This window comes from Spirosoma arcticum (assembly GCF_054779955.1).
Genome location: NZ_BAAGXG010000014.1, coordinates 1 through 20,607, shown reverse-complemented (window position 1 = coordinate 20,607; position 20,607 = coordinate 1). Strand labels below are relative to the sequence as shown.

Annotated in this window: 19 protein-coding genes and 1 tRNA gene; 10 read left to right on the top strand and 10 right to left on the bottom strand. The window is 49.8% G+C overall.

The window, feature by feature from the left end; all coding sequences use genetic code 11:
- Positions 1–90: 90 nt before the first annotated feature.
- From ACYVHB_RS25110 to ACYVHB_RS25100, 3 genes are all read right to left on the bottom strand, one after another.
- Complete coding sequence (locus tag ACYVHB_RS25110) at positions 91–1,251, bottom strand: TIGR03364 family FAD-dependent oxidoreductase (protein WP_461054567.1); 1,161 nt, start codon at positions 1,249–1,251, stop codon at positions 91–93.
- Between the two features lie 29 nt (positions 1,252–1,280).
- Positions 1,281–2,033 (bottom strand): HAD family hydrolase, encoded by a 753-nt coding sequence (locus tag ACYVHB_RS25105; RefSeq protein WP_461054566.1) that lies wholly within the window; start codon positions 2,031–2,033, stop codon positions 1,281–1,283.
- A gap of 163 nt (positions 2,034–2,196) precedes the next feature.
- Complete coding sequence (locus ACYVHB_RS25100) at positions 2,197–3,669, bottom strand: nicotinate phosphoribosyltransferase (protein ID WP_461054565.1); 1,473 nt, start codon at positions 3,667–3,669, stop codon at positions 2,197–2,199.
- A 166-nt stretch (positions 3,670–3,835) separates the two neighbouring features.
- On the opposite strand from ACYVHB_RS25100, the gene rpoN reads away from it, so the two are divergent.
- The 8 genes from rpoN to ACYVHB_RS25060 all read left to right on the top strand — a co-directional run bounded on the left by rpoN (position 3,836) and on the right by ACYVHB_RS25060 (position 10,550).
- Positions 3,836–5,287 (top strand): RNA polymerase factor sigma-54, encoded by a 1,452-nt coding sequence (rpoN, locus tag ACYVHB_RS25095; protein WP_461054564.1) that lies wholly within the window; start codon positions 3,836–3,838, stop codon positions 5,285–5,287.
- Positions 5,288–5,447: 160 nt separating this feature from the next.
- Positions 5,448–6,035, top strand: a complete 588-nt coding sequence (locus ACYVHB_RS25090; RefSeq protein WP_461054660.1) for a phosphatase PAP2 family protein — start codon at positions 5,448–5,450, stop codon at positions 6,033–6,035.
- A 32-nt stretch (positions 6,036–6,067) separates the two neighbouring features.
- Positions 6,068–7,057, top strand: coding sequence for an aldo/keto reductase (locus tag ACYVHB_RS25085; protein WP_461054563.1), 990 nt, complete (start codon positions 6,068–6,070; stop codon positions 7,055–7,057).
- Between the two features lie 21 nt (positions 7,058–7,078).
- Complete coding sequence (locus tag ACYVHB_RS25080) at positions 7,079–7,876, top strand: enoyl-CoA hydratase/isomerase family protein (RefSeq protein WP_461054562.1); 798 nt, start codon at positions 7,079–7,081, stop codon at positions 7,874–7,876.
- A gap of 133 nt (positions 7,877–8,009) precedes the next feature.
- Positions 8,010–8,083: transfer RNA gene (locus ACYVHB_RS25075), tRNA-Arg, on the top strand.
- Positions 8,084–8,284: 201 nt separating this feature from the next.
- Positions 8,285–9,493: a tyrosine-type recombinase/integrase gene (locus tag ACYVHB_RS25070; RefSeq protein WP_461054561.1), complete on the top strand. Its 1,209-nt coding sequence runs from the start codon at positions 8,285–8,287 to the stop codon at positions 9,491–9,493.
- Between the two features lie 3 nt (positions 9,494–9,496).
- On the top strand, positions 9,497–10,273 hold the full coding sequence (locus ACYVHB_RS25065; RefSeq protein ID WP_461054560.1) for a hypothetical protein: 777 nt from the start codon (positions 9,497–9,499) through the stop codon (positions 10,271–10,273).
- Between the two features lie 76 nt (positions 10,274–10,349).
- Positions 10,350–10,550, top strand: coding sequence for a helix-turn-helix transcriptional regulator (locus ACYVHB_RS25060; RefSeq protein WP_461054559.1), 201 nt, complete (start codon positions 10,350–10,352; stop codon positions 10,548–10,550).
- A gap of 271 nt (positions 10,551–10,821) precedes the next feature.
- Here the strand turns inward: ACYVHB_RS25060 and ACYVHB_RS25055 are convergent, their stop codons facing one another.
- The 7 genes from ACYVHB_RS25055 to ACYVHB_RS25025 all read right to left on the bottom strand — a co-directional run bounded on the left by ACYVHB_RS25055 (position 10,822) and on the right by ACYVHB_RS25025 (position 16,186).
- Entirely contained in the window at positions 10,822–11,046 is a 225-nt protein-coding gene (locus tag ACYVHB_RS25055; RefSeq protein ID WP_461054659.1) for an IS3 family transposase, read from the bottom strand.
- 70 nt (positions 11,047–11,116) lie between these two features.
- Complete coding sequence (locus tag ACYVHB_RS25050) at positions 11,117–11,779, bottom strand: IS3 family transposase (protein ID WP_461054658.1); 663 nt, start codon at positions 11,777–11,779, stop codon at positions 11,117–11,119.
- A 2-nt stretch (positions 11,780–11,781) separates the two neighbouring features.
- Positions 11,782–13,149, bottom strand: coding sequence for an IS110 family RNA-guided transposase (locus ACYVHB_RS25045; RefSeq protein WP_461054558.1), 1,368 nt, complete (start codon positions 13,147–13,149; stop codon positions 11,782–11,784).
- A 237-nt stretch (positions 13,150–13,386) separates the two neighbouring features.
- Complete coding sequence (locus ACYVHB_RS25040) at positions 13,387–13,671, bottom strand: transposase (protein ID WP_461054557.1); 285 nt, start codon at positions 13,669–13,671, stop codon at positions 13,387–13,389.
- A gap of 22 nt (positions 13,672–13,693) precedes the next feature.
- Positions 13,694–14,086: a hypothetical protein gene (locus ACYVHB_RS25035; protein WP_461054556.1), complete on the bottom strand. Its 393-nt coding sequence runs from the start codon at positions 14,084–14,086 to the stop codon at positions 13,694–13,696.
- An 89-nt stretch (positions 14,087–14,175) separates the two neighbouring features.
- Complete coding sequence (locus tag ACYVHB_RS25030; RefSeq protein WP_461054657.1) at positions 14,176–14,400, bottom strand: 4-alpha-glucanotransferase; 225 nt, start codon at positions 14,398–14,400, stop codon at positions 14,176–14,178.
- Between the two features lie 151 nt (positions 14,401–14,551).
- Positions 14,552–16,186, bottom strand: coding sequence for a S41 family peptidase (locus tag ACYVHB_RS25025; protein WP_461054555.1), 1,635 nt, complete (start codon positions 16,184–16,186; stop codon positions 14,552–14,554).
- A gap of 407 nt (positions 16,187–16,593) precedes the next feature.
- Here ACYVHB_RS25025 and ACYVHB_RS25020 point away from each other — a divergent pair, with 407 nt between their 5' ends.
- Positions 16,594–16,932 carry a PadR family transcriptional regulator gene (locus ACYVHB_RS25020; RefSeq protein ID WP_461054554.1) on the top strand — a complete coding sequence of 113 codons (339 nt, stop codon included), beginning with the start codon at positions 16,594–16,596 and terminating at the stop codon, positions 16,930–16,932.
- Positions 16,920–19,616: an ABC transporter permease gene (locus ACYVHB_RS25015; protein WP_461054553.1), complete on the top strand. Its 2,697-nt coding sequence runs from the start codon at positions 16,920–16,922 to the stop codon at positions 19,614–19,616. The genes ACYVHB_RS25020 and ACYVHB_RS25015 overlap by 13 nt, the downstream gene beginning before the upstream one ends.
- Positions 19,617–20,607: the final 991 nt, after the last annotated feature.

Genomic DNA, 20,607 nt, shown 5'->3' with positions numbered 1-20,607 from the left:
CACTGTTACGTCAATGTTTGTTGATTGTCAACGGTTTATGAACAGAAATGAGCAAATTTTACGTAGCGGTAATACATGTTGATTAAACGGTCATTCGACCCTCAGCCCTTGTCCAAGTCCCAGCCATTGCCGAATGCTGTCCTCGGCGTAGCCCGCGCCCGAACTCATGCCCTTACCACCAATGCCCGTTACGATGCGGATGTTCTCATCTACATCATGCTCAAAAATTTCGGCAGTTGTCTGGCTATAGAATCCCGCCCATGTTTTGCGGACCGTCAGCGGAAAAGTCACGATGCGCCGGGCCTCATTCAGCATCAGGTCGTTAATAAAATCCTGGGTATGGTAGCCGAGGTCTTCGGCCTGCGTCGCGTCGGCGTACTCGTGCGAATCCCCGACGATGATCGCCCCGTCAACGGCTTGTTTGAACAGGATATGGATGCCCCACTTCTTGAGTTCGGCGAGATGTTCCGGTAACGTGATAGATGCATAGGACGGGCACTCCTTAAACGCTTCGTACCGACGTATGGTCAAGCCCGTCAGGATGTTACCGGGCAATGCCAACCCACGAACCGGCTCAGTTAACAGCATTTGCAGTTTACTGACGACCAGACCCGCATCGGCCAGCACCTCCGGAAACAACAGCCTGACCTCGTGCCCGCTGCAAATGAGCACCCGCCCCGCCTGAAACCGCTGTTTAGAAGCCAGTTTCACGATAGCCCCCGAATAATTAGATTGCACGTCGATAACGGCCGAGCCGGGTTGGTAATCGACGCTGTATTTTTGTTGGACGAATCCAATGAGCCGGTGAATCATCTGCTCCGGCTCCACGCTCATCTCATCGGGAAAGAACAAGCCACCCACCACGTAATCGGGTTGCAGTGCTGGGTATTTCGTCAGACATTGTGCCCGGCTGAGCAACTCACTGGGATAGCCGACGCGGACGTACCGGTCGTGGAGTTCGTTAGCCAATGTCCATTCGTCGGCGTCGGACGCGATGTAGATGGTGCCATTCTGCCGAACGGTTAAGTCCGTTTCCTGCTGAATGGTGCGGTAAATGTCTAAGCTCCGCCGACCGTAGTCGAACCACCGCCCGGCTAATCCCGACGGCACTACCTGTCCAAAATTCCGCACCGTGGCACCGATGGGATACCGGTCTTTTTCGAGCAGCAGCACCCGCTGTCCGGCTTTGGCGGCATGATAGGCATGAAACGTACCGAGCGCCCCCGCGCCGATTATAATGAGATCGTACATGATAGATAGTTGGTCAGTCAGTGAGTTGGTCAGTAGCTGGTTGACTGACTAACTGACCGACTGACCAACTCACTGACTACGTTGGGTAATTCAGCCAGCGATCCCAACAAGTAATCGTGGGGATAAGCGTCGAGCTGATCGGCGGTGTGGGTGCCGTTGGTGACGCCGAGGTTCAGCGCAACCCCGGCCGCCCGACCCGACAGCAGATCGGAGGGCGTGTCGCCGATGTTGATGACCGCCTTTGGATTGCTGACGTTCAGCAACCGCATGGCCCGCTCGATCAGGTGCGGATACGGCCGTCCGCGTTCCACCTCGTCGCTGGCGATAGACGCCTGAATGATGCTGTCCGGTCCGCCAACGCGTTGCCCATTGAGACCGTCCAGCCAGCCAAGTTTGTCTAAGATAATATCGGTTACGACGCGGTAGAAGCCCGTTGTCAGCGCAATAGAGATGCCCCGCTCGCGCAGGTAGGCGAACGTTTCCAGACAGCCTTCGGTGGGCGTTGCGCCGTTGGTGCGGTAATGGTTTTCCAGTATTCCCTTGAAGGCCGCGTAGGAGCTATCTACCTGCGTCTGAACGTCGGAGTGCATGTCGCCCAGTTGCTCCTTCCAGAGCGTTTCAAACACGTACCGTTTGGCCAGTCCCTGCATAGCCAGAATTCGCTCGGCGGTGACGAACAATCCCGTCTGGGCGGCTGCCTCGGCGAAGCACCGCTCTACCTCGTGGTGGTCGGTGACGGTAGTACCGGCCATATCAAAAACCACTAACTCAATTGGTTGCATGATGAGCAGAGTCTGGAAAGAAGCAGTAAAACAACGGAAAGTTTTGATAGCTGCTGTTACGGAGGTGTTAAGATATTGGGTTCGTGGTTTGTATCCTGGACGGCCACGTCCGGACGTAGAAGAAACGCTATCTCGCCCAGACGTGGCCGTCCAGGATACACAATCACCCTTCCCGCAATTTCAAAGTCAACTCCGTCTTCAACTCATGTAAACTTGTCTCCAGGCCGACTGGGTACGTATGCGGATTCACAAACCGCTTCACGCCCGAATGCAGGCCTGCTAACTGTTCCTGCACCCGTGCCCGCGTCGCGTGAATGTCGGGGCAATCGTACACTTGCCTGCCCAACCGAAAAACGGGAACCAGCAAATCGTCAAACGGTTGCCCGGCATCGAACCGTCGGCGTTTGGTGAAGTCGAGCGGGTCAATCATCGTTGCTGACTCCGGGGCTGGGCCGCTCGTTGCTTCGTCAAAAATCATGTCGGCCAGAAAACCCCGCTCGTCCCGGAACCGGCGTACCTGCTGAATGCCCGGCGTCGAAATTTTAATGGCTTGCTCCGACAGTTTCATCTTATACTCCCACTGGTTTTGCTCGTTCCGAATGGCGGCCAATTTGTAAACGCCCCCCAGCGCGGGCTGGTCGTAGGCCGTTACGAGTTTGATGCCCACGCCCCACACGTCAATTCGGGCGCCCTGTTGCTTCAGGCTGTTAATAATCGTTTCGTCGAGGTCGTTGCTGGCTACGATCACCGTATCCGTGAATCCGGCCGCGTCGAGCAGTTTTCGAGCTTCAATGCTTAGGTACGCCAAATCGCCCGAATCGAGCCGGATACCACTCAGTTTATGACCGCGCTGCTGTAATTTTCGGCCCGTTTCAATGGCGTGCCGAACGCCCTGTAGGGTATCGTAGGTATCAACCAACAGGGTTACGTTATTTGGCATCATCTCGGCGTAGGTATCGAACGCTTCCTGCTCACTGTCGAACGACATGACCCAACTGTGGGCGTGGGTGCCGCGCACCGGAATGCCGTACAATTTCCCGGCCAGCACGTTGGAGGTCGCGTCGCAGCCGCCGATGTAGGCCGCCCGGCTGGCCGTCATGCCCCCGTCGGCCCCCTGCGCCCGGCGCAGGCCGAACTCCAGCAGGGTATCAGTCCCGACAACCAACCGCAGCCGGGCGGCTTTGGTGGCAATCAGCGACTCGAAATTAACGAGGTTCAGCAGGGGGGTTTCGAGCAGTTGGCACTGCAAAATTGGTCCCCGGACCCGCACTAATGGCTCGTTCGGGAACACGACCGTTCCCTCAGGAATAGCGTCGATGTCGACAGTCAGTTTCAGGTCGGCGAGGTAGTCTAAAAAAGCGGACTCGAACAGCGGCTGACCATCAGAACCGGTGAGCGTTTGGAGGTAGCGCAGGTCTTTCCGGGAGAAGCCAAAGTTGTTGATATAGCCGATCACGTTGGTCAGCCCACACGCAACGGTGAAACCACCGCTGAACGGGTTTTTCCGAAAATACAGGTTAAACACAGCTTCTTTCTCGGTCACTCCAAGCCCGGCCTTCCAGTACCCGTAGGCCATGGTAACCTGGTAAAGATCGGTAAGCAGACTCAGCGAGGTGTCATACAGTTTATTCGTCATGGTTGCGAAGGTAGCACGAGACGGGAGCTTCACAGAAAATTTTGGCGAATGAAAACAATTAATCGGGTAAATTGGTCCGATAATTGCGAGGGGGCACTTTCACCAGCCGCTTCCTCAGTACCCACAACCCGTTGGCCCACAAGCCGTACACCCACCAATAGCCGTTATGCAAAAGCTTAGCCTTTCTCAGTCGCTCCAGCAAAAACTGTCTCCTCAACAGATACAGTTCATAAAACTATTGCAAATTCCCACCATTGAACTGGACGCCCGAATTGAGGAAGAACTGGAAATTAACCCCGCCCTGGAAGAAGGGGCCGAAGAAGAACGCGATCAGAAAGAGGACGATTCATTCGATGATGAGTTCGACGATGAATACAAGGACCGCAACGAAGACCTCGACATCGACACCTACCTACAGGGCGAAGATTACGCCGGGTATAAAATGCAGGGCGATGGTAACTACGGCGAGGAAGAGCGTGATATGCCGCTGGCAACCTCTTCGAGCCTGACCGATTCGCTGCTCCAGCAATTTGGCTACCTCCAGCTTACCGACGAACAGCGCGTGATTGGGCTGCAGCTCATCGGCAGCATCGAAACCGACGGCTACATCCGCCGGTCGATGCAGGCCATTGTGAACGACCTCGCGTTTTCGCAGAACGTGTTTACCAACGCCGAGGAGATTGAGGAAGTACTCCACAAAGTTCAATCGTTTGACCCGGCTGGTATTGCGGCCCGTTCGCTTCAGGAATGCCTGCTCCTGCAACTGCACCGTAAAGATCAGTCGGAGCCATACAATGTGCTGGCCATCCGAATTATCGAGGATTTCTTCGACGAGTTCTCCAAGAAACACTACGACAAAATTCAGCGACGGCTCAACATCAGCGACGATTCGCTGAAGAAAGTCATCGACATCATTATCAAGCTGAATCCCAAGCCCGGCTCCGTCGAAGGTGAATCCGGCACGGCGCAGTACCTCATTCCCGACTTTATCTTAGTCAACGCCAACGGCAAGCTCGAACTGTCGCTGAATTCCAAAAACGCGCCCGAACTGCGCATCAGCCGCTCGTTTGCTGATATGCTCGATACGTATGACAAGAGCAGCAAACAGAATAAGTCGCTCAAAGAAACGGTCTCGTTCGTGAAGCAGAAACTCGACGCGGCCAAATGGTTCATCGACGCCATCAAGCAGCGCCAGCAAACGCTGCTCCGCACGATGAACGCCATTGTGCGCTTCCAGTATGACTTTTTCCTGACCGGCGACGAGTCCAAGCTTCGGCCTATGATCCTGAAAGACATTGCCACTATGATCGACATGGACGTGTCGACGGTGTCGCGGGTGGCCAACAGCAAGGCGGTGCAAACCGAGTTCGGCATTTACCCGCTTAAGTATTTCTTCTCCGAGGGCATCGCCACCGATTCGGGCGAGGACGTCAGCAGCCGCGAGGTTAAGAATATTCTGCGCGAGATGATTGACAACGAACCCAAGCTCAACCCTCTCTCCGACGATAAGCTCGAAAAAATCCTCAACGACCGGGGCTACAACATCGCCCGCCGGACTGTGGCCAAATACCGCGAGCAACTCAACATTCCGGTGGCGCGGTTGAGGAAACAACTTTGAAATGATGAATTATGAATGATAAATGATGAATGATGGCAGATAGTCCGCTTAACTTTGTGGTGGGAACTGCCGGTTTCGACGGTTATCGTTCATCATTTATCATTCATCGTTGACAACGTCTTTCGCCCGCTTTCTTTCCGTTGTGTTTCATCCCCTGCTGATGCCGACGTTCGTGTTCGGCGTGTTGCTGTTTCAGGTGCCCAACGTACTGGGGGTCGATGTGTTTTCCGCCACGCTGCGGCTCAGCCTGCTGATACTGATATTCATCGGCACGTTCGGCGTACCGGCCCTGCTTATCTACTACCTGTATCGCAGCGGCTACGTGCAGACGCTGCACCTGACGACCCTCGCCGACCGGCGACTCCCGTTTTTCCTGACGGCCCTGATTTACACGTTTCTGACATTCCTGTTTGCTTTTCGGATGGAATTGGTCTCGACCGTTGCTCCCGAAATTGCCGTGTTGCTGGGCAGTATTTCCCTGTCTATTCTGCTGATTGGCATCATTAGCCTGTACTGGCAAATCAGCGCTCACAGCGTCGGCATGAGTGGCGTAGTGGGCATCCTGGCTGGTATCCTGCTTAAATTCAGCCAGACCGAGCTATTCATTCCGGTGCTGCTGAGCGTTCTGCTAACGGGTTTTGTGGGCAGCGCCCGCTTGAAGCTCAATGCCCACACACCCGCTCAAATTGGCGTAGGCGTCGCGCTGGGATTATGTGTTAGCTTAGTAGCGGTATTGTGGCTGGTGTAATTCTTTATGAACTAACTCAATTAATGAAATTAATGAAATTCAGAACGTTAGGCAATACTGAAGTTAAGCTGTCGGCCTTGGGATTGGGGTGTATGGGCATGTCTGATTTTTATGGTAGTCGCGACGATGGCGAATCCGTTGCCACGATCCATGCCGCCCTGGATGCCGGTGTCAACTTGCTGGATACGGCCGATATGTATGGACCGTACACGAACGAAGAACTCGTTGGGCGGGCCATTGCCGGACGGCGCGATGACGTCTTCATTGCCACTAAATTCGGCATCGTCCGCGACCCCAGCGACCCAACAAAACGGAGTATCAACGGTCGGCCTGACTACGTCCGGGCCTCGTGCGAAGGCAGTTTGAAGCGGCTCGGCGTGGACACCATTGATTTGTATTATCAGCACCGTGTCGATGTCAACACGCCCATTGAAGAAACGGTCGGTGCGATGAGTCGATTAATTGAAGAAGGCAAAATCCGGTTTATTGGCTTGTCCGAAGCGGGTGCCGACACCATCCGCCGGGCCAACGCCGTCCATCCGGTGGCTGCCGTACAGTCGGAGTATTCGCTCTGGAGCCGCGACATTGAAGAAAGTGTGATTCCGACAATAACCGAATTAGGCATCTCCCTCGTGGCCTACAGTCCGCTCGGCCGGGGCTTCCTGACTGGGCAAATCAAAAATTTCGACGACCTGGAACCGGACGATTACCGCCGACATTCGCCCCGGTTTCAGGGCGAGAACTTCGACAAGAATCTCGCGTTAGTAGCTCGAATCAACGAGCTGGCCGCGCAGAAGGGTGCCCAGGCGTCGCAACTGGCTTTGGCCTGGCTGCTGGCGCAGGGCGAGTTTGTGATACCCATCGTGGGCACAAAACGCCGAACTTACTTAGCCGAAAACCTCGGCGCACTCGACCTGACGCTGACCCCAGACGACCTCCGCACCCTTGACGAGATTGCGCCCAATGGAGCCGCTGCCGGATCGCGCTACCCCGAAGCGATGATGAAGCTGGTCAATGCGTAAGCCCTATTTAAACTCTTTCTCATGTACGAAAACCTTCTCTGCGAAACGAGCGACGGCATCTGCCGGATCACGCTCAACCGCCCTCAGGTTTACAACGCTCTCAGCCCCGGCCTGATCCGCGAGATCACCACCGCCGTGGAAGCCGCCGGAGCCGACGATACCATCCGGGTAATGGTCATCACCGGCACCGGCGACCGGGCCTTCTGCTCCGGGGCCGATCTGAAAGAAGGGTTTGCTGGTGCAGCCGCATCGGGAGGAACCATGAACCTCGGTGCGTCATTGCGTGCTGGTTATAACCCCATGATCCGGGCCATCCGGAACCTGCCAAAGCCGGTGGTAGGCCGCATCAACGGCGTAGCGGCCGGGGCGGGTTGCTCACTCGCGCTGGCCTGCGACGTCATCATCTGCACCGACGAGGCTTATTTCAGTCAGATATTCGTCAACATCGGTCTCATGCCTGATGCTGGTTCCACGTTTTTTCTGCCCCGGCTCGTCGGTCCGCAACGGGCGTTTGAACTAAGCAGCACCGGTCGGCGGGTTTATGGCCCTGAAGCGGCTCAGATTGGGTTGGTGAGACGATCGGTTCCGGTGGCTGAACTGGACGGGGCCGTTGAGCAGGTCGTACGTCAGTATGCCACCGCTCCCACCCGCGCCATTGGTGCCATGAAATTAGTACTGAACCAATCGCTGTATTCCGACCTCGACCATCAACTGGAGCAGGAAGCTCAGAATCAGGACGCGTTGGGTCACTCGGCCGATGCCGCTGAGGGAATTGGTTCGTTCCTACTGAAGCGCCCCGCAAATTTTTCGGGCCGGTAATTTGACACGCTCCCTTTTTTACGTACTTTTGCACTCCCAAACAGTGGGAAATGCACAGCGTGTAACGCATTTGTACAGGGGTCGCGCTCGACATCAATTGGATAGAGCACCTGACTACATTGCAATATTATTCGCATTCGTAGCTCAATTGGATAGAGCACCTGACTACGGATCAGGAGGTTTGGGGTTCGAATCCCTACGAGTGCACTATTGGTTTGAAGTGAAAGCCTTGCAATCTATTGATTCGCAAGGCTTTTGCCTTTGTAATCAACAAGTTATGTACTTTAAAGGTTGTACGTTTCGATTCGGCACAATACTATCTCATTCGCCCTGTGTGCTACAACTGTGATACAAAAAATTCAACCAAAAATTGCATTTAGGTTTGCGCCGTACTAACGCTACGGCAATATGACAACTGTAAAAGTAAGCTATCAAACTGTGTTCAATCGGACCAAAAAGTTAGATCGCAACGGTAAAGCCTCTGTGCTTATTGAAGCCTATCAAAGTCGAGTACGTAGGTATTGGAAAACCGGCATTCGTTTAAGCCCCAACGAATGGGACGAGCGGAGTAAAGAGGTCAAAAAGAGGCCTGATCTAAACCGATTAATACGGGATAAGATAAACGAGTTAGAACATTTTGAGCTTACCTTTTCAGCAAGATACAACCGGCCCTTTCAACTATCGGACTTTGATCTACTGCATTCGGCCAAGGCTAACATTGCTCAGTCGTCAGTCTCATTCACAACTTTCGCTTTAGAGCAGATAGCACGAGATTATGCGGATAAGACAATTAATAAGATTACCTACGGCCGTTATAAGCGAGTAGTTAATCTTCTAACCACCTTTAGTCAAGGGCCTGCTGTTCCATTTTCAGTGCTTACATACTCGCTGATTGACGCCTTCCATCATCATCTGCGAATAGTAGATAAATTGGAATTGAACACTATTTATAAGCACCACCAAGTAGTTCAGAAGTATCTTACAAGAGCTATTAAGAAAGGTTTGTTTGAAATTAAAGACAATCCTTACAACGACTTCAAACCAAAGAAGGCACCTGTTGAAAGTACAGTGTTACTACCGGCTGAAATTGAACGCATTGAACAGCTCTCGTTCACCAGAGAGAACGAACACTTAGAGTTTTACCGCGATACGTTTCTATTCGCTTACTATACATTGTTACGAATCGGGGACGTTACGCAACTCAAAATCAATAATCTACTTGAGACTGACATAGGCTTAGTGTTAGAGTTAAGAGCCCAAAAGACCGGTAAACTTAATCGCTTGGCTTTGTACCAATTACATCGAACAGCCGACGGCCCCAGTAAACCAGAAAAATTGATAAGGAAATATTGGCGTACGGATAAGCGACCCTTATTTGCTCGCTCCCATCCACGATTGAATGAGTATGTGAAAGATGTGGTTAGGTTAGCTGGCATTAACAAACCTGTCACGTTTCATACATCGCGGCACTCCGGCATAACTTTTCTTTCTACAGTATTACCTACCCCAGTCGTACAACAGTTAGCTCAGCATTCAAGTATAGCCACTACGATGGGCTATATTCACATTTCACGGCATCAAATTGAACATTCCTTAAGCCAAGTTAAATGGTTTTAGAATATGGATTCGGCTTCAAAAAGAAAATACAAAAAGCATAAAGAGGGATACACAGTATCTATCACTCATTTTTTGCGAAAAGATAAAAACTTTTTAGAAAAGTTACTCACTAAGTCTGACACTCATGAAAAGCCTAAATTGCCTATATATATAAGAGTGTCTTTCCTGCAACAAACAGCTATAATTAGAAGCCGGTTAACATTAAAGTTAATAGAAAATGAGTTTGAGCCGTATTTGGAGCAGCCCGATATAAAAAAATTCATTGCTTTCGAGACTACCGCTATACGTCAATCTATTGAAGAGTTTGGTCCTGACAAAACAAATAATTTTTTAATGAGTCAGTGGACTGAACATTATAACAAGTCGAATTATACAATTGAAGAAGTATTACAAACATGGCTTACTAACGAGTTATGCCAAGAGCTTGAAAGTGACTATGCTAAGAATAGCAATATCTCTACAGATCTGGATCAACAAACAAAATATATTATCAGATTAATGTCTTCAAGCTTTATAGCTATACAAACTTTGGCAAGAATTGGCACTCCCCGTGCGGAAGAATATGTTAAGCGTTTTGCTCCACTGTTTCAAATCGATTTTTTTGAAAGTACTCTTGGTAAAATCGCAACATTCACAGTCTGGGATTGGAGAACAGGAAATTATACAAGTTTAATCTATGATTTACATGGAAGTGTGGCTGATCCATACCTGAAGTTACTGGATAAAATACTCCCTGATTACCAGGAGATTATGACTCAGCCAGCATCCGTTCAAAAATAATGCACAAAATATAGTGCTCAAAATTTTTTGTTGCACGATATTTTTAGGACGTTTGTGTTCATAACAAGCCTTTTAAATGCCTATGAACCTGACACAACGCGATTACCTACGACCCAAAGAGGTACAAACCTTGCTAGGTATTGGCAACACGAAATTTTGGAATCTTGTAAAACAGGGCTACATCGCAATTATAAAGCCCGAAGGGCCGACAAGTAAGTTAGTTTATGTGAAACGAACTGACATTGATCGCTTCATGAGCGGCAAAACTACCAATTAAACAAAGCCCGTCTGTTAAGGCTGACGGGCTTTGCCACTTTCACTATAGAAAGTAGATTTATTGAAGTGAAAATCTATTAATAATGTGACTATCAACGCAAGCCACTAACGGCCCTTTATAGTTTCTGAAAAATATGACTTTTCCGCCGTTGGGCTATCGTTAGCTGCTTGATTTTTTTTCGTTCTGCTACGATTTATTCTTGGCGACCCCAGTACGCATCGGCGGGACGTACATTCTCAAGTGGACTTGCAACAAAATACTGGACAAATCTTTAAGCAACATGTTGGAGTTGCCCATTATAATAGTCGAAAGGGGAAAGATAGCCTAACGCTGAATGCCGCCGTTGGCGATTGTACCAAATTTCAATATATTCAAAGACCGCCTGTTTAGCCATGGCCCGAGTTTGGAAGTTCTGCTGATACACTAACTCCGACTTCAGGCTTTTGAAAAAACTTTCCGCCACGGCATTATCCCAGCAGTTGCCTTTCCCACTCATGCTCTGCAATACCAATGGGTGATTTTTCAGCAATTTGGTAAAGGCATGACAGGCATACTGAACCCCTCGATCAGACCGGGGCGCCGGAGCGATGAAATATCAGGTTTCGTTCAATGGGCCGGTTTTTAATAGCCATCTGCCAAGCCGGTACAGTTGTCTGAGCGGCTTTCATGGACTTACTCAGGGCCCAACCAATCACTTTTCGATCATACAAATCCATGATCATTGTCAGGTAAATCCACCCTTCACCCGTGGCAATGTAGGTCAGATCCGAAACCCATGCCTGACCCGGTTTTGTCGGGTTGAACTGGCGGTTTAAATGATTTTCGGCCACTGGATAAGTATGCTTGGAATCCGTGGTTGTGACCACATATTTCTTCTGAATGATACTTTTGAGATTAGCCTGCTTCATGAGTCTGGCCACTCGCGGTCGGGATACGTTTACGCCTTGAGCACGAAGATCTTGAGTGATTTTGGAACTTCCATACCGGCCTTTACTGGCGGTCAATGACCCACTTATTAATTCAAGAATCGCCTCATTTTCTTTTGCTCTGTTGGTTGGTCGCTGAGCTAACCAATAGTAATAGCCACTGCGGCTTACCTTTAGTACTTTACACATCCGCACCGGCGGACCGGTCTCAACGGGAAACTCACCTTGGTGAGCTTTTATGAACTGAAAAATGTCCCGTCGTTCCTGGAGAAGATGCCGACTGCCTTTTTCTGTACAACTGATCTCTATTGTACTGATAACGAATGCTTTGTGAATAGCCTTTTCAACTCTTCTTGGGTTAATTGGAGAGCATGCAGTTTTTTATCTAAGTGCTTCAGCTTGAGGCTGCGCTGCTTTTCCTGGTTTAATTCTACCCGTTCTTTGTGATAGGCTTCCCCTCTACTGATCATATTCCAGATGATAACCGCCAACTTGCGGGCGGTGGCGATGATGGCTGCAATCCGGCCTTTTTTGAAGGCGATACGCTTGAAGAAGGGTGTTAGCTCGTGGTCTTTCTGGTTACCAATCGAATTGGCAGCATGACGCAATGCCTTAGCGATGGTATTTCGACCAGACGGTCGGCGATTACTGATGACTTTGCCACCACTGACTTTGTTATTGGGCACCAGACCCAACCAGCAGGCAAAACTTTTCGCGTTCGGAAATTTATGAATGTCGTGGCCCAGACTGGTCAGCAAGCACAACACCGTATTGTAACTGATGCCGGACACGGCAAACAGGTCTGTTCGAAAATACTGGTAGGCCAACTGGGAGAGATTAAAGCCGGGAGCATGTTTACCCGCTCGTTTTCGATGCATTTTTAATTGCTTCTTCTCGTCGGCCGTTACGTCAACCGGGGGAGCATACTTCACTAAAAACCTTTCGATGACTTCGTCGCATTCTTTGATCTTACCTTCATAGAGCCGATAAAATTCAAGTGAGGCTTGTAGCTCGAACAGCAACTCTTCCCGCCACCAGCCCTGCAAGGCATCCGCAATCTCCTGACGGGATTTTTTGACCCGATCACTCACCAGCGACACCAGATGATCAGCTTCCCGATGACCCGCCAGAATAGCGTCAATAACGGCCATACCCGATTGACCCGTGATGTCGTTGAGCACCACATCTAATCGGATATTCATTAACCGCAGTGCCTTCTGCATCTTACTGGAGTAACGAGCTGATTGCTGGACCAGATGCTGACGATGATAGTAGTAGGTTCGTAACTGTTGGAAGGTATCACTCAACAGCAAACTGCCGGATAGTAAACCTAATGAGTGCAACTTTTGAATCCAGATGCAGTCGATCACATCGGTTTTACGGCCCTTGACATTTTTGGTTTGGCTACCGCCCACTAGCATCACCTCAAAGCCTGCTTGCTGAAGCGCATTAAACAAGGTCTGCCAATAGCTGCCGGTACTCTCCATAGCGACCGTGGTCACCCCATGCTGGCGCAGATGACTGATTATCTCCAGATGGTCTTTGGTGTACACCCCAAACTCACGCACATTGTCTTTGTTCTGATCAATGGCTACCAGATGACTGCGTGAACCCACATCGATGCCTGCGGCATGGGGATGAAGAATTTTGAAGGTTACTTGGCTACTTTCCATAGGACATCAGTAGTTAATGACTTCCGGGAGCGCACTGTGACTGTAAGAGTTTTCTGTACGGGATTCGCCGAAGCGATCACCAATGCATTCACCAAATACCTTTCACGATGAAAAGGCATTGTACGCTCCAGCCCAGATTTTAAGGAAGGACTCGACTAAGTACCAGTAAAAGCGGGAGGCTTGGTTCAGAAAGTCAGCCAAATTTAAGGCTTCTGATGGAAACGTAAGTTGTAAGGGCTATTCAACAGCGTATGCGCTGTACACTGATTTTAAGATATCGCGTTCTAATTCGGCCTGTTTAAGCTCCTTTTTCAGGCGCAGTATTTCTTGTTGCTCTCGACCCATCTGGGGCGGGCTGCCTGCTCTGGTGCCTTGAGTCGCTACTCTTTCCCGGCGCCATCGGGTTAGGATCTGGGGAGTAATGCCCAATTCTTCAGCGGTCGCCTTTAGAGAGCCTTTGGCATCCGCCAACTCTACAGCCATCCGTTTAAATTCTTCATCGTACTGCCTTCTGATTTTCATAGTTCACTAAGTTAGATCATGCTTAACTTAATGTCCAGTTAAAGGTAGCAGGTCCAGTTTGTCGGGTATTGTCTTTGCCGAACAGCACGTAGTCATTCAGGAGCCACGTATTACTGATGTAAGCCTCACCGAGTGATACAGCTTTGAAACCGTGTTTCTGCACTAAGGTCTTAGCCATCCTAATCTGAAGCCGCTGAACTTCCTGCGTACCGTGCGTAACCTCTCCGATAGCAATGACCGACCGATTACGGACCAATTCGGTTAACGTCGGCGGCAGTAGGGCGCTATCCAGATCGTTGAATGAAACAACCGACCGGCGGAGCAATTCCTGCTCAGCGGACGAAAATCGCTGCGCCCAAATCGGGGTAACGTTGAGAAATAAGAAGGCGATAAGCGCGTACCGTATGTGTAGCATCCGACAAAAATGGTTTTGTCGGAAAAGTAACTGCTCAAGACCAGTAAGCTGGTAATTGTCGGGTTAAATGATGTTAAAACGCCAACATCTTATGCCCGTCCCGTTATGAGCGTCAGTTTTAATAACTTCGCCGCTGCTTCAACCGTCAACTGACCGGACTGCAACCGCCATTGCCAGCTACGGCCACCGAAGCCGGGGGCGTTCATGCGGTGCGTTTCATCGAGGTTCAATACGTCCTGAATCGGCAAGGCGAAAGGGCTTGATAGCGTATTAGAAAAGGCTCCCCAAAATGAGACGAATGAGCCTTCATGTATCTGCTTTTTCGTTCGGGCGTTTGGTAAGACAGTCGATACTCACTTGCCCTTATTTAACAAACCTTAACTTGGTTAAAGCACTAGCAGATGTTGAATTATCGCCCAGAGACTACCGTAGACCGGCTCAATTCCGGTCGTTATAAGGGCCAACCTATTGACTAATCCAATCGATGGCCGCTTGTAAGGCCCGATCCGTGCCGGTCAAGTAGTCAGCAGCACTTGGTGTGGCGTCTATATCAATGGGGACGCCTGGACCAAGAACTAACTGCCCATCCAGCGTATAAACACCCCGGCCACTGAAGCGGGTTTGATACCCACCCGGAAAAGAGACATAGCTTACATCACCGTTGGCACCAGCCGATTGGGTGCCAATAATCTTGGCGCAGGGAGCCGTTCGCAAGGCCATACAGGTCGATTCTGCTGCGCTCTGCGTATACCCACTACAGAGGATGGCGACTTTACCCCGGTAGTAACCCGCGTTTTTTCGACCAACATACTGCATGGCACTCAGCCTGAACAGGCCTGGAAAAGATAGATCCGGTTTGGTATACCGCGCAAACCCCTTGGGCGCCGGATTTAGATACTCACAAATTCGCTGAAAGGTCCCTTTCGGATAGGCCCGCACATCAAAAATAATCCCTTGACGGTTTCGGTATTGCTTCATTACCTGCTTTACCTCGCTTGCCGATAGCTTACCCAGGTCAACATAACCAATGGTTGGGGGAACGGCTTTTGATTGGATGGGCAACTGGGGGCGATAGACCAAACGCTCGAACCCATACCGATGCATCATTTTACGAACTCGTTGGCCATCGCGGATGAACTCAATGTCAACCATCGGCTGTGAGCCGGTGAGCAGAACCGGCAAAATCTGCCGAATCAGCGCCGACCGATTCGAAGCCGAAAAATCCGGCGCTCGCTGATTGATAAGTTCATTAACCGAGCGATCACCAATTCGGATCAGGCGGTCCCCCCGGCGAATATCATCGAGTTGGCTTAGCGAGTCATTGAGGTAGCTCGTCACCAGCAACGTGTCATTCAGCAGCCGATAATCAAAGGAAGGAAACAGGAACGGTTTGGTCCAAGGAAGTCGATACGCGGGGGGGATGACCAGCTCGGCATGGCCGTCGTGAGTCGCACTAATTAGCTGTTGCAACACGTGCTGATAACTCAGCGTATCGGTAGCCTGTTGGAAGTGAGGGACAAACCGGGTCAACACCTGATTCCAAGGTTGAGCCATGGCGTATTTGGCGGGATGGAAATATTCAATAATATTCCAGTAACGAAACAGACCCAACAGCCGGTAAGATGAGCTAGGCAAAGCCATGGCTGCATAATCCGTTTCGGAAAACACTAATCGATTCCGGAACGGGTCCCAGTGGACATACTGATTGACCCGCTGGTTTCGATTGGCGGCAATAAAGGTCAGTTGCTGGTGAAGGGCTGGGTTAAAAAGTGACGAATCGGCCAACCAGCTTAAATCCAAATTTCGGGTAAAGCCAGCCGAGTCGGGCGGGGAACATCGCGAACAAGGCTCAATCGGGCCTAATTGGTTGACCCAGCTCAGCAGTCGGGCGGACAATGCAGGTTTAGAGTGGATGGTAGCTGATTCATCAATGAGTTGAATGAGCTGGCCATCCCAATCGATTTTTCCCTTAGCGACCTGGGGATGATAGTATTTAAGAAATCCCCATACCTTCCCGATGGCCACTAAGGTCTGGGTCTGAGTTATGGGCTGAGCGAGTGCTGATGATGAAAGCAGGAGTAAGGCGAAAAGATAACGCATAGGCTGGGGTTTAGATATAGCACCAAACTTATGAACAGTGGCTCATTGACGCTAGGCAAGGCTGGTTAAAGTATGTTAAACGAAGTCGTTTTTGGCTTTACCAGCTTGATCGCTGTTCATATTTGAAATGGTATTATAATCGTGAGATACTTATTCTCATGAACCGCTCCCGCTTGAGACGCAGGAGTTTTCATGTATGTGCTTCTTAAATAAGGCATTTAGATAAACTCTGAAACCCTGTCCGTTTCTGGACGGGAGTTTGTCCAATAATGGACAAATTACCACCCACTGCACACTCATCATAGCCCTTTAAAGCTCAATACGCCATTTTTGAAAGTTTGGTCAGGTATTTGTACGGCAAAGACTATACTAATAACTGTGGCACCGGCGGACCGGCGCTCTTGGCTATGAAACGAGTCTTTTTGGGGGAGTTAGAGGAAGTTGTTTTGCTGACCGTAGCGGCCCTGCAAGAACGGGCTTACTGTGCCTCGATTACCCAAACCATTGACCAGCAAATGGGCCGAAGCATTAGCTTTCCCACGGTCCACACCACCCTTCAGCGGTTAGAAGAAAAAGGCTTTGTCGCGTCTCAGATGGGCGGGGCCACCGCCGAGCGGGGTGGCCGCCAAAAACGCCTGTTTACGGTCACGGCGGTTGGTCAGCGGGCCTTGATTGAGTGTCGCGGGGTTCGGGCCCAGCTCTGGGAGAAGATTCCAACGCCAATCCTTCAGCTATGGGGCGCTTAACGGACCGCGAACGTGACTACGCTATTCCCCGTAGCGACGGACCGCCCCGCTGGGCCACCTGGCTATTGAGTCGGTTTAGCCCAACTGGCTTGGAAGATGAGCTACAAGGTGACCTGCTCGAAATGTACGCCTATTGGCTAAAAACGATCGGTGTACGAGCCGCTCGCTGGCGGTACGGGTTAGCGGTGCTACGGCTGATTCGTCCCTTTACCCGATCAATAGCCAAACGGTCTGAAAACTATTCTCATCCGGCCTGCCGGACTACCTCAACTTTACAACCAGCTATGATTCGCAATTATGTAAAAGTCGCCTGGCGCAACTTGGTCAACAACAAAGTCTATTCGGCCATTAATATCATTGGTTTAGCGGTCGGCATGGCCGTCGCCATTCTGAACGGGCTATGGGTATGGGACGAGCTTTCCTTCAATGAATACCATCAACACTATGACCGCATTGCTAAAGTCACCCAGCGAGGCCCTTTTGAAGGGCGGGTGTACTCATCAGCCGTACTACCCTTACCCTTGGCCAATGAGCTTAAAACAAACTACGGTAATCAATTTAAGCACGTCCTGTTAGCTCTCCCGGTCGAAGAATGTATTTTATCGGCCCGAGAAACTACATTAGCCAAGCAAGGCCAGTTTATCGAAGCGGGTGCGCCCGACATGCTTTCCTTAAAAATGATCAAAGGAACCTGGAGCAGCCTTTCAGGTCCTAATTCGATTTTGCTGGCAGCCTCAACGGCCAAAGCTCTTTTTGGCGATGTTGATCCGGTCAATCAGATCGTCAAAATCAACACGAATATGATTTCGAAAGTAACCGGGGTGTACGAAGACCTTCCCCATAACTCCGAGTTCTATCCCGTTAAATTTTTTGCGCCCTTCGACTTATGGGCTTCGGCTCATCCCAATGTTAAGCAACAGGGTTGGAGCAATCGGTTTCTGTTTACATACGTACAACTTCAACCTAAAGCCCATTTTGCTCAGGTGTCTGCTCAAATCAAGGATACCTATTTGAACCACATCAAGGGTTTGGAAGGACTGAAAGAGCAAGTAGCTGATCGGCCCCAAATTCAGTTGCTTCCCATGAGCAGATGGCATTTGCACGGCGGGCTATTCATCGACGATACTGGACCGGTTCAACTCGTATGGATGATTGGTTTAATTGGCGTCTTTGTGCTGTTGCTGGCTTGCATCAACTTTATGAATCTCTCCACGGCTCGGAGTGAAAAACGAGCCAAAGAAGTGGGTATTCGCAAAGCAGTAGGATCGCTGCGGGGTCAATTAATCCGACAATTCTTTAGTGAGTCGTTTCTGGTCGTTGTGGTGTCGTTTATTTTGGCGGTTAGTTTGGTTGCCCTTTCCTTGTCCTGGTTTAACGACCTGGCCGCTAAAGAAATGAAAATGCCTTGGAGCAATCCCTATTTCTGGCTACTGAGTGTGAGCTTTATCGGACTGACGGGCTTTGTGGCGGGCATTTATCCCGCTTTATATCTTTCCTCCTTTCAAGCAATAAAAGTACTGAAAGGCACTTTTCGAGTCGGACGAGGGGCAACCCTACCCCGCCGACTATTGGTTGTGATGCAGTTCACGGTTTCAGTCGCGTTGATTATTGGTACTATCACGGTTTACCGACAGATTCAGCACGCTAAGAATCGGCCGGTGGGTTACAACCGAGAGAGCCTGTTGTTGATCAAAAAGAAAACGGCTGAGTTTTCAGGCAAGTATGATCTGATTCGTAACGAATTAAAAAACACGGGCGTTGTGGCCCAGGTTGCCGAATCGAAGAGTTCCGTTACTGACATCAACATGCGGAATAGTGGCTTTTCCTGGAAAGGCAACGAGATGAAATTTGCCGGGGGCTGCGCTACCTTGCCCGTTACGCCAGAGTATGGCAGGACAATAGGTTGGCAGTTTGTAGGGGGGCGGGACTTCTCGCCCGAATTTGCTTCCGATTCGGTAGGCTTTGTGGTCAACGAATCGTTTGCTAAGCAAGTCAACTCAAAAAATCCGGTCGGCGAGCTGGTTACGTGGGCACCGGGGTGGCGTCAATCGCAGTCCTATAAAATTTTAGGTGTCGTTAAAGATATGGTTGCCTTGTCTCCCTATGATCCTACGTTTCCAACGGTCTTCTTTCTCGATAACAATTATGACTGGATTAATATTCGACTCAATCCAAGGGTAAGTGCTTCGGCCGCTTTACCTAAAATAGAAGCCGTATTTAAGAAACTAACGCCGAACTCCCCATTTGACTACCAATTTGCGGACCAGGAATACGCCTTAAAGTTTGCCGCCGAAGAACGCATTAGCCAATTAGCCCTTTTCTTCACCATCCTGGCTATCCTTATTTCTTGTTTAGGTTTGTTTGCCTTAGCTTCTTTTACGGCTGAGCAACGGGTTAAGGAAATTGGCGTTCGCAAAGTACTCGGCGCCACGGTCGGCAACCTGTGGGTACTTCTATCGAAAGACTTCGTTTATTTGGTAGTTGGCGCTTTTTTGCTGGCGGCTCCCCTATCTTACTATGTGCTCACGAATTGGCTCCGGCGGTATGAGTATCGTACCGAAGTTTCCTGGTGGATTTTTGTGATAGCAGGCCTAGCGGTCTTACTCATCACGCTACTAACCGTTAGTTATCAAAGCATCAAAGCGGCCTTATTAGATCCGGTGAAAAGCTTACGGTCGGAATGAAAGGTCGTGCTGGTTCCAGGCAGGGCCGGGACGGATGCCTTAAAACCTGAGCCGGTCAAACACTGATCATCGCAAGCGGTCAGTAGGTAAGCGTAAGCATCCGAAGTGTGAGCAACGGCCAGTTGCGAAACGGCGGCTTGTGCTGATCCAAGACCGTCCGTCTAGCTAGGTTAGATCGGATTGGCAGAAATACTACTGAATGTAGCAAACCATAGTCTGAAGGTTATATATAGGAGTAACCATTCGTCAACTCATTCTCGAAAAACGCTTCTGTGTTAGACGAAGGAACGTTCATGTATCTGCTTCCTAAATGACCGTGCTGACGCTTTGGGTGTTTCAAGAGGCTGAATTCAATTTCCAAAATAATATTTTACCGTTGTAGTAGCTTTAGGTCAGACCTATCATCCCCATTTCAATATTTTGTACTTTTCATAGTAACCGACCAGAAAAAGCAACCTTTTCGTGAACGATTCAAGGTTCCAAAATCATTAATCAAGTTGGTCGGTCGGCCCAAGATAGCCGTTCCCTGATCGAGAGATTAACTGGACGACAATGAATGATTTACGAATTGTACTTAATCAATAGGTAAGGAGTGCTTAAACTCTCATCAACTTCAGTATGTAAATGGTGTATTTTCAAGTTAATGCTGTCAGCATAGTTTTACCGCAACGGTGGACACTCTAAAATTATCGTCTTAACTCTGTCAGCCACTCCAAGAGTTAGGAAAGTCTGTACGTGCGCGGATAAGAGTTGCTATGCAATTCGGAGAGGAAAACTACGAAATGATTAGAATTTGGGGGTAAGTATGACTAAGAAATATTTGTGAAGATTCGCCGCTTAGTGTTGTTTTAGTGAACGAATGTTTAGAAATCGGCTTTCAAATTCAGAAGAACCATGGACTTGCAACAGTATACTGGAGATTTATTTCAAGCAGCCATCTGAGAGGTGTAAAAACAAGATTCCTGTTGAGCAGGAGTTCGGTAATTCAAGC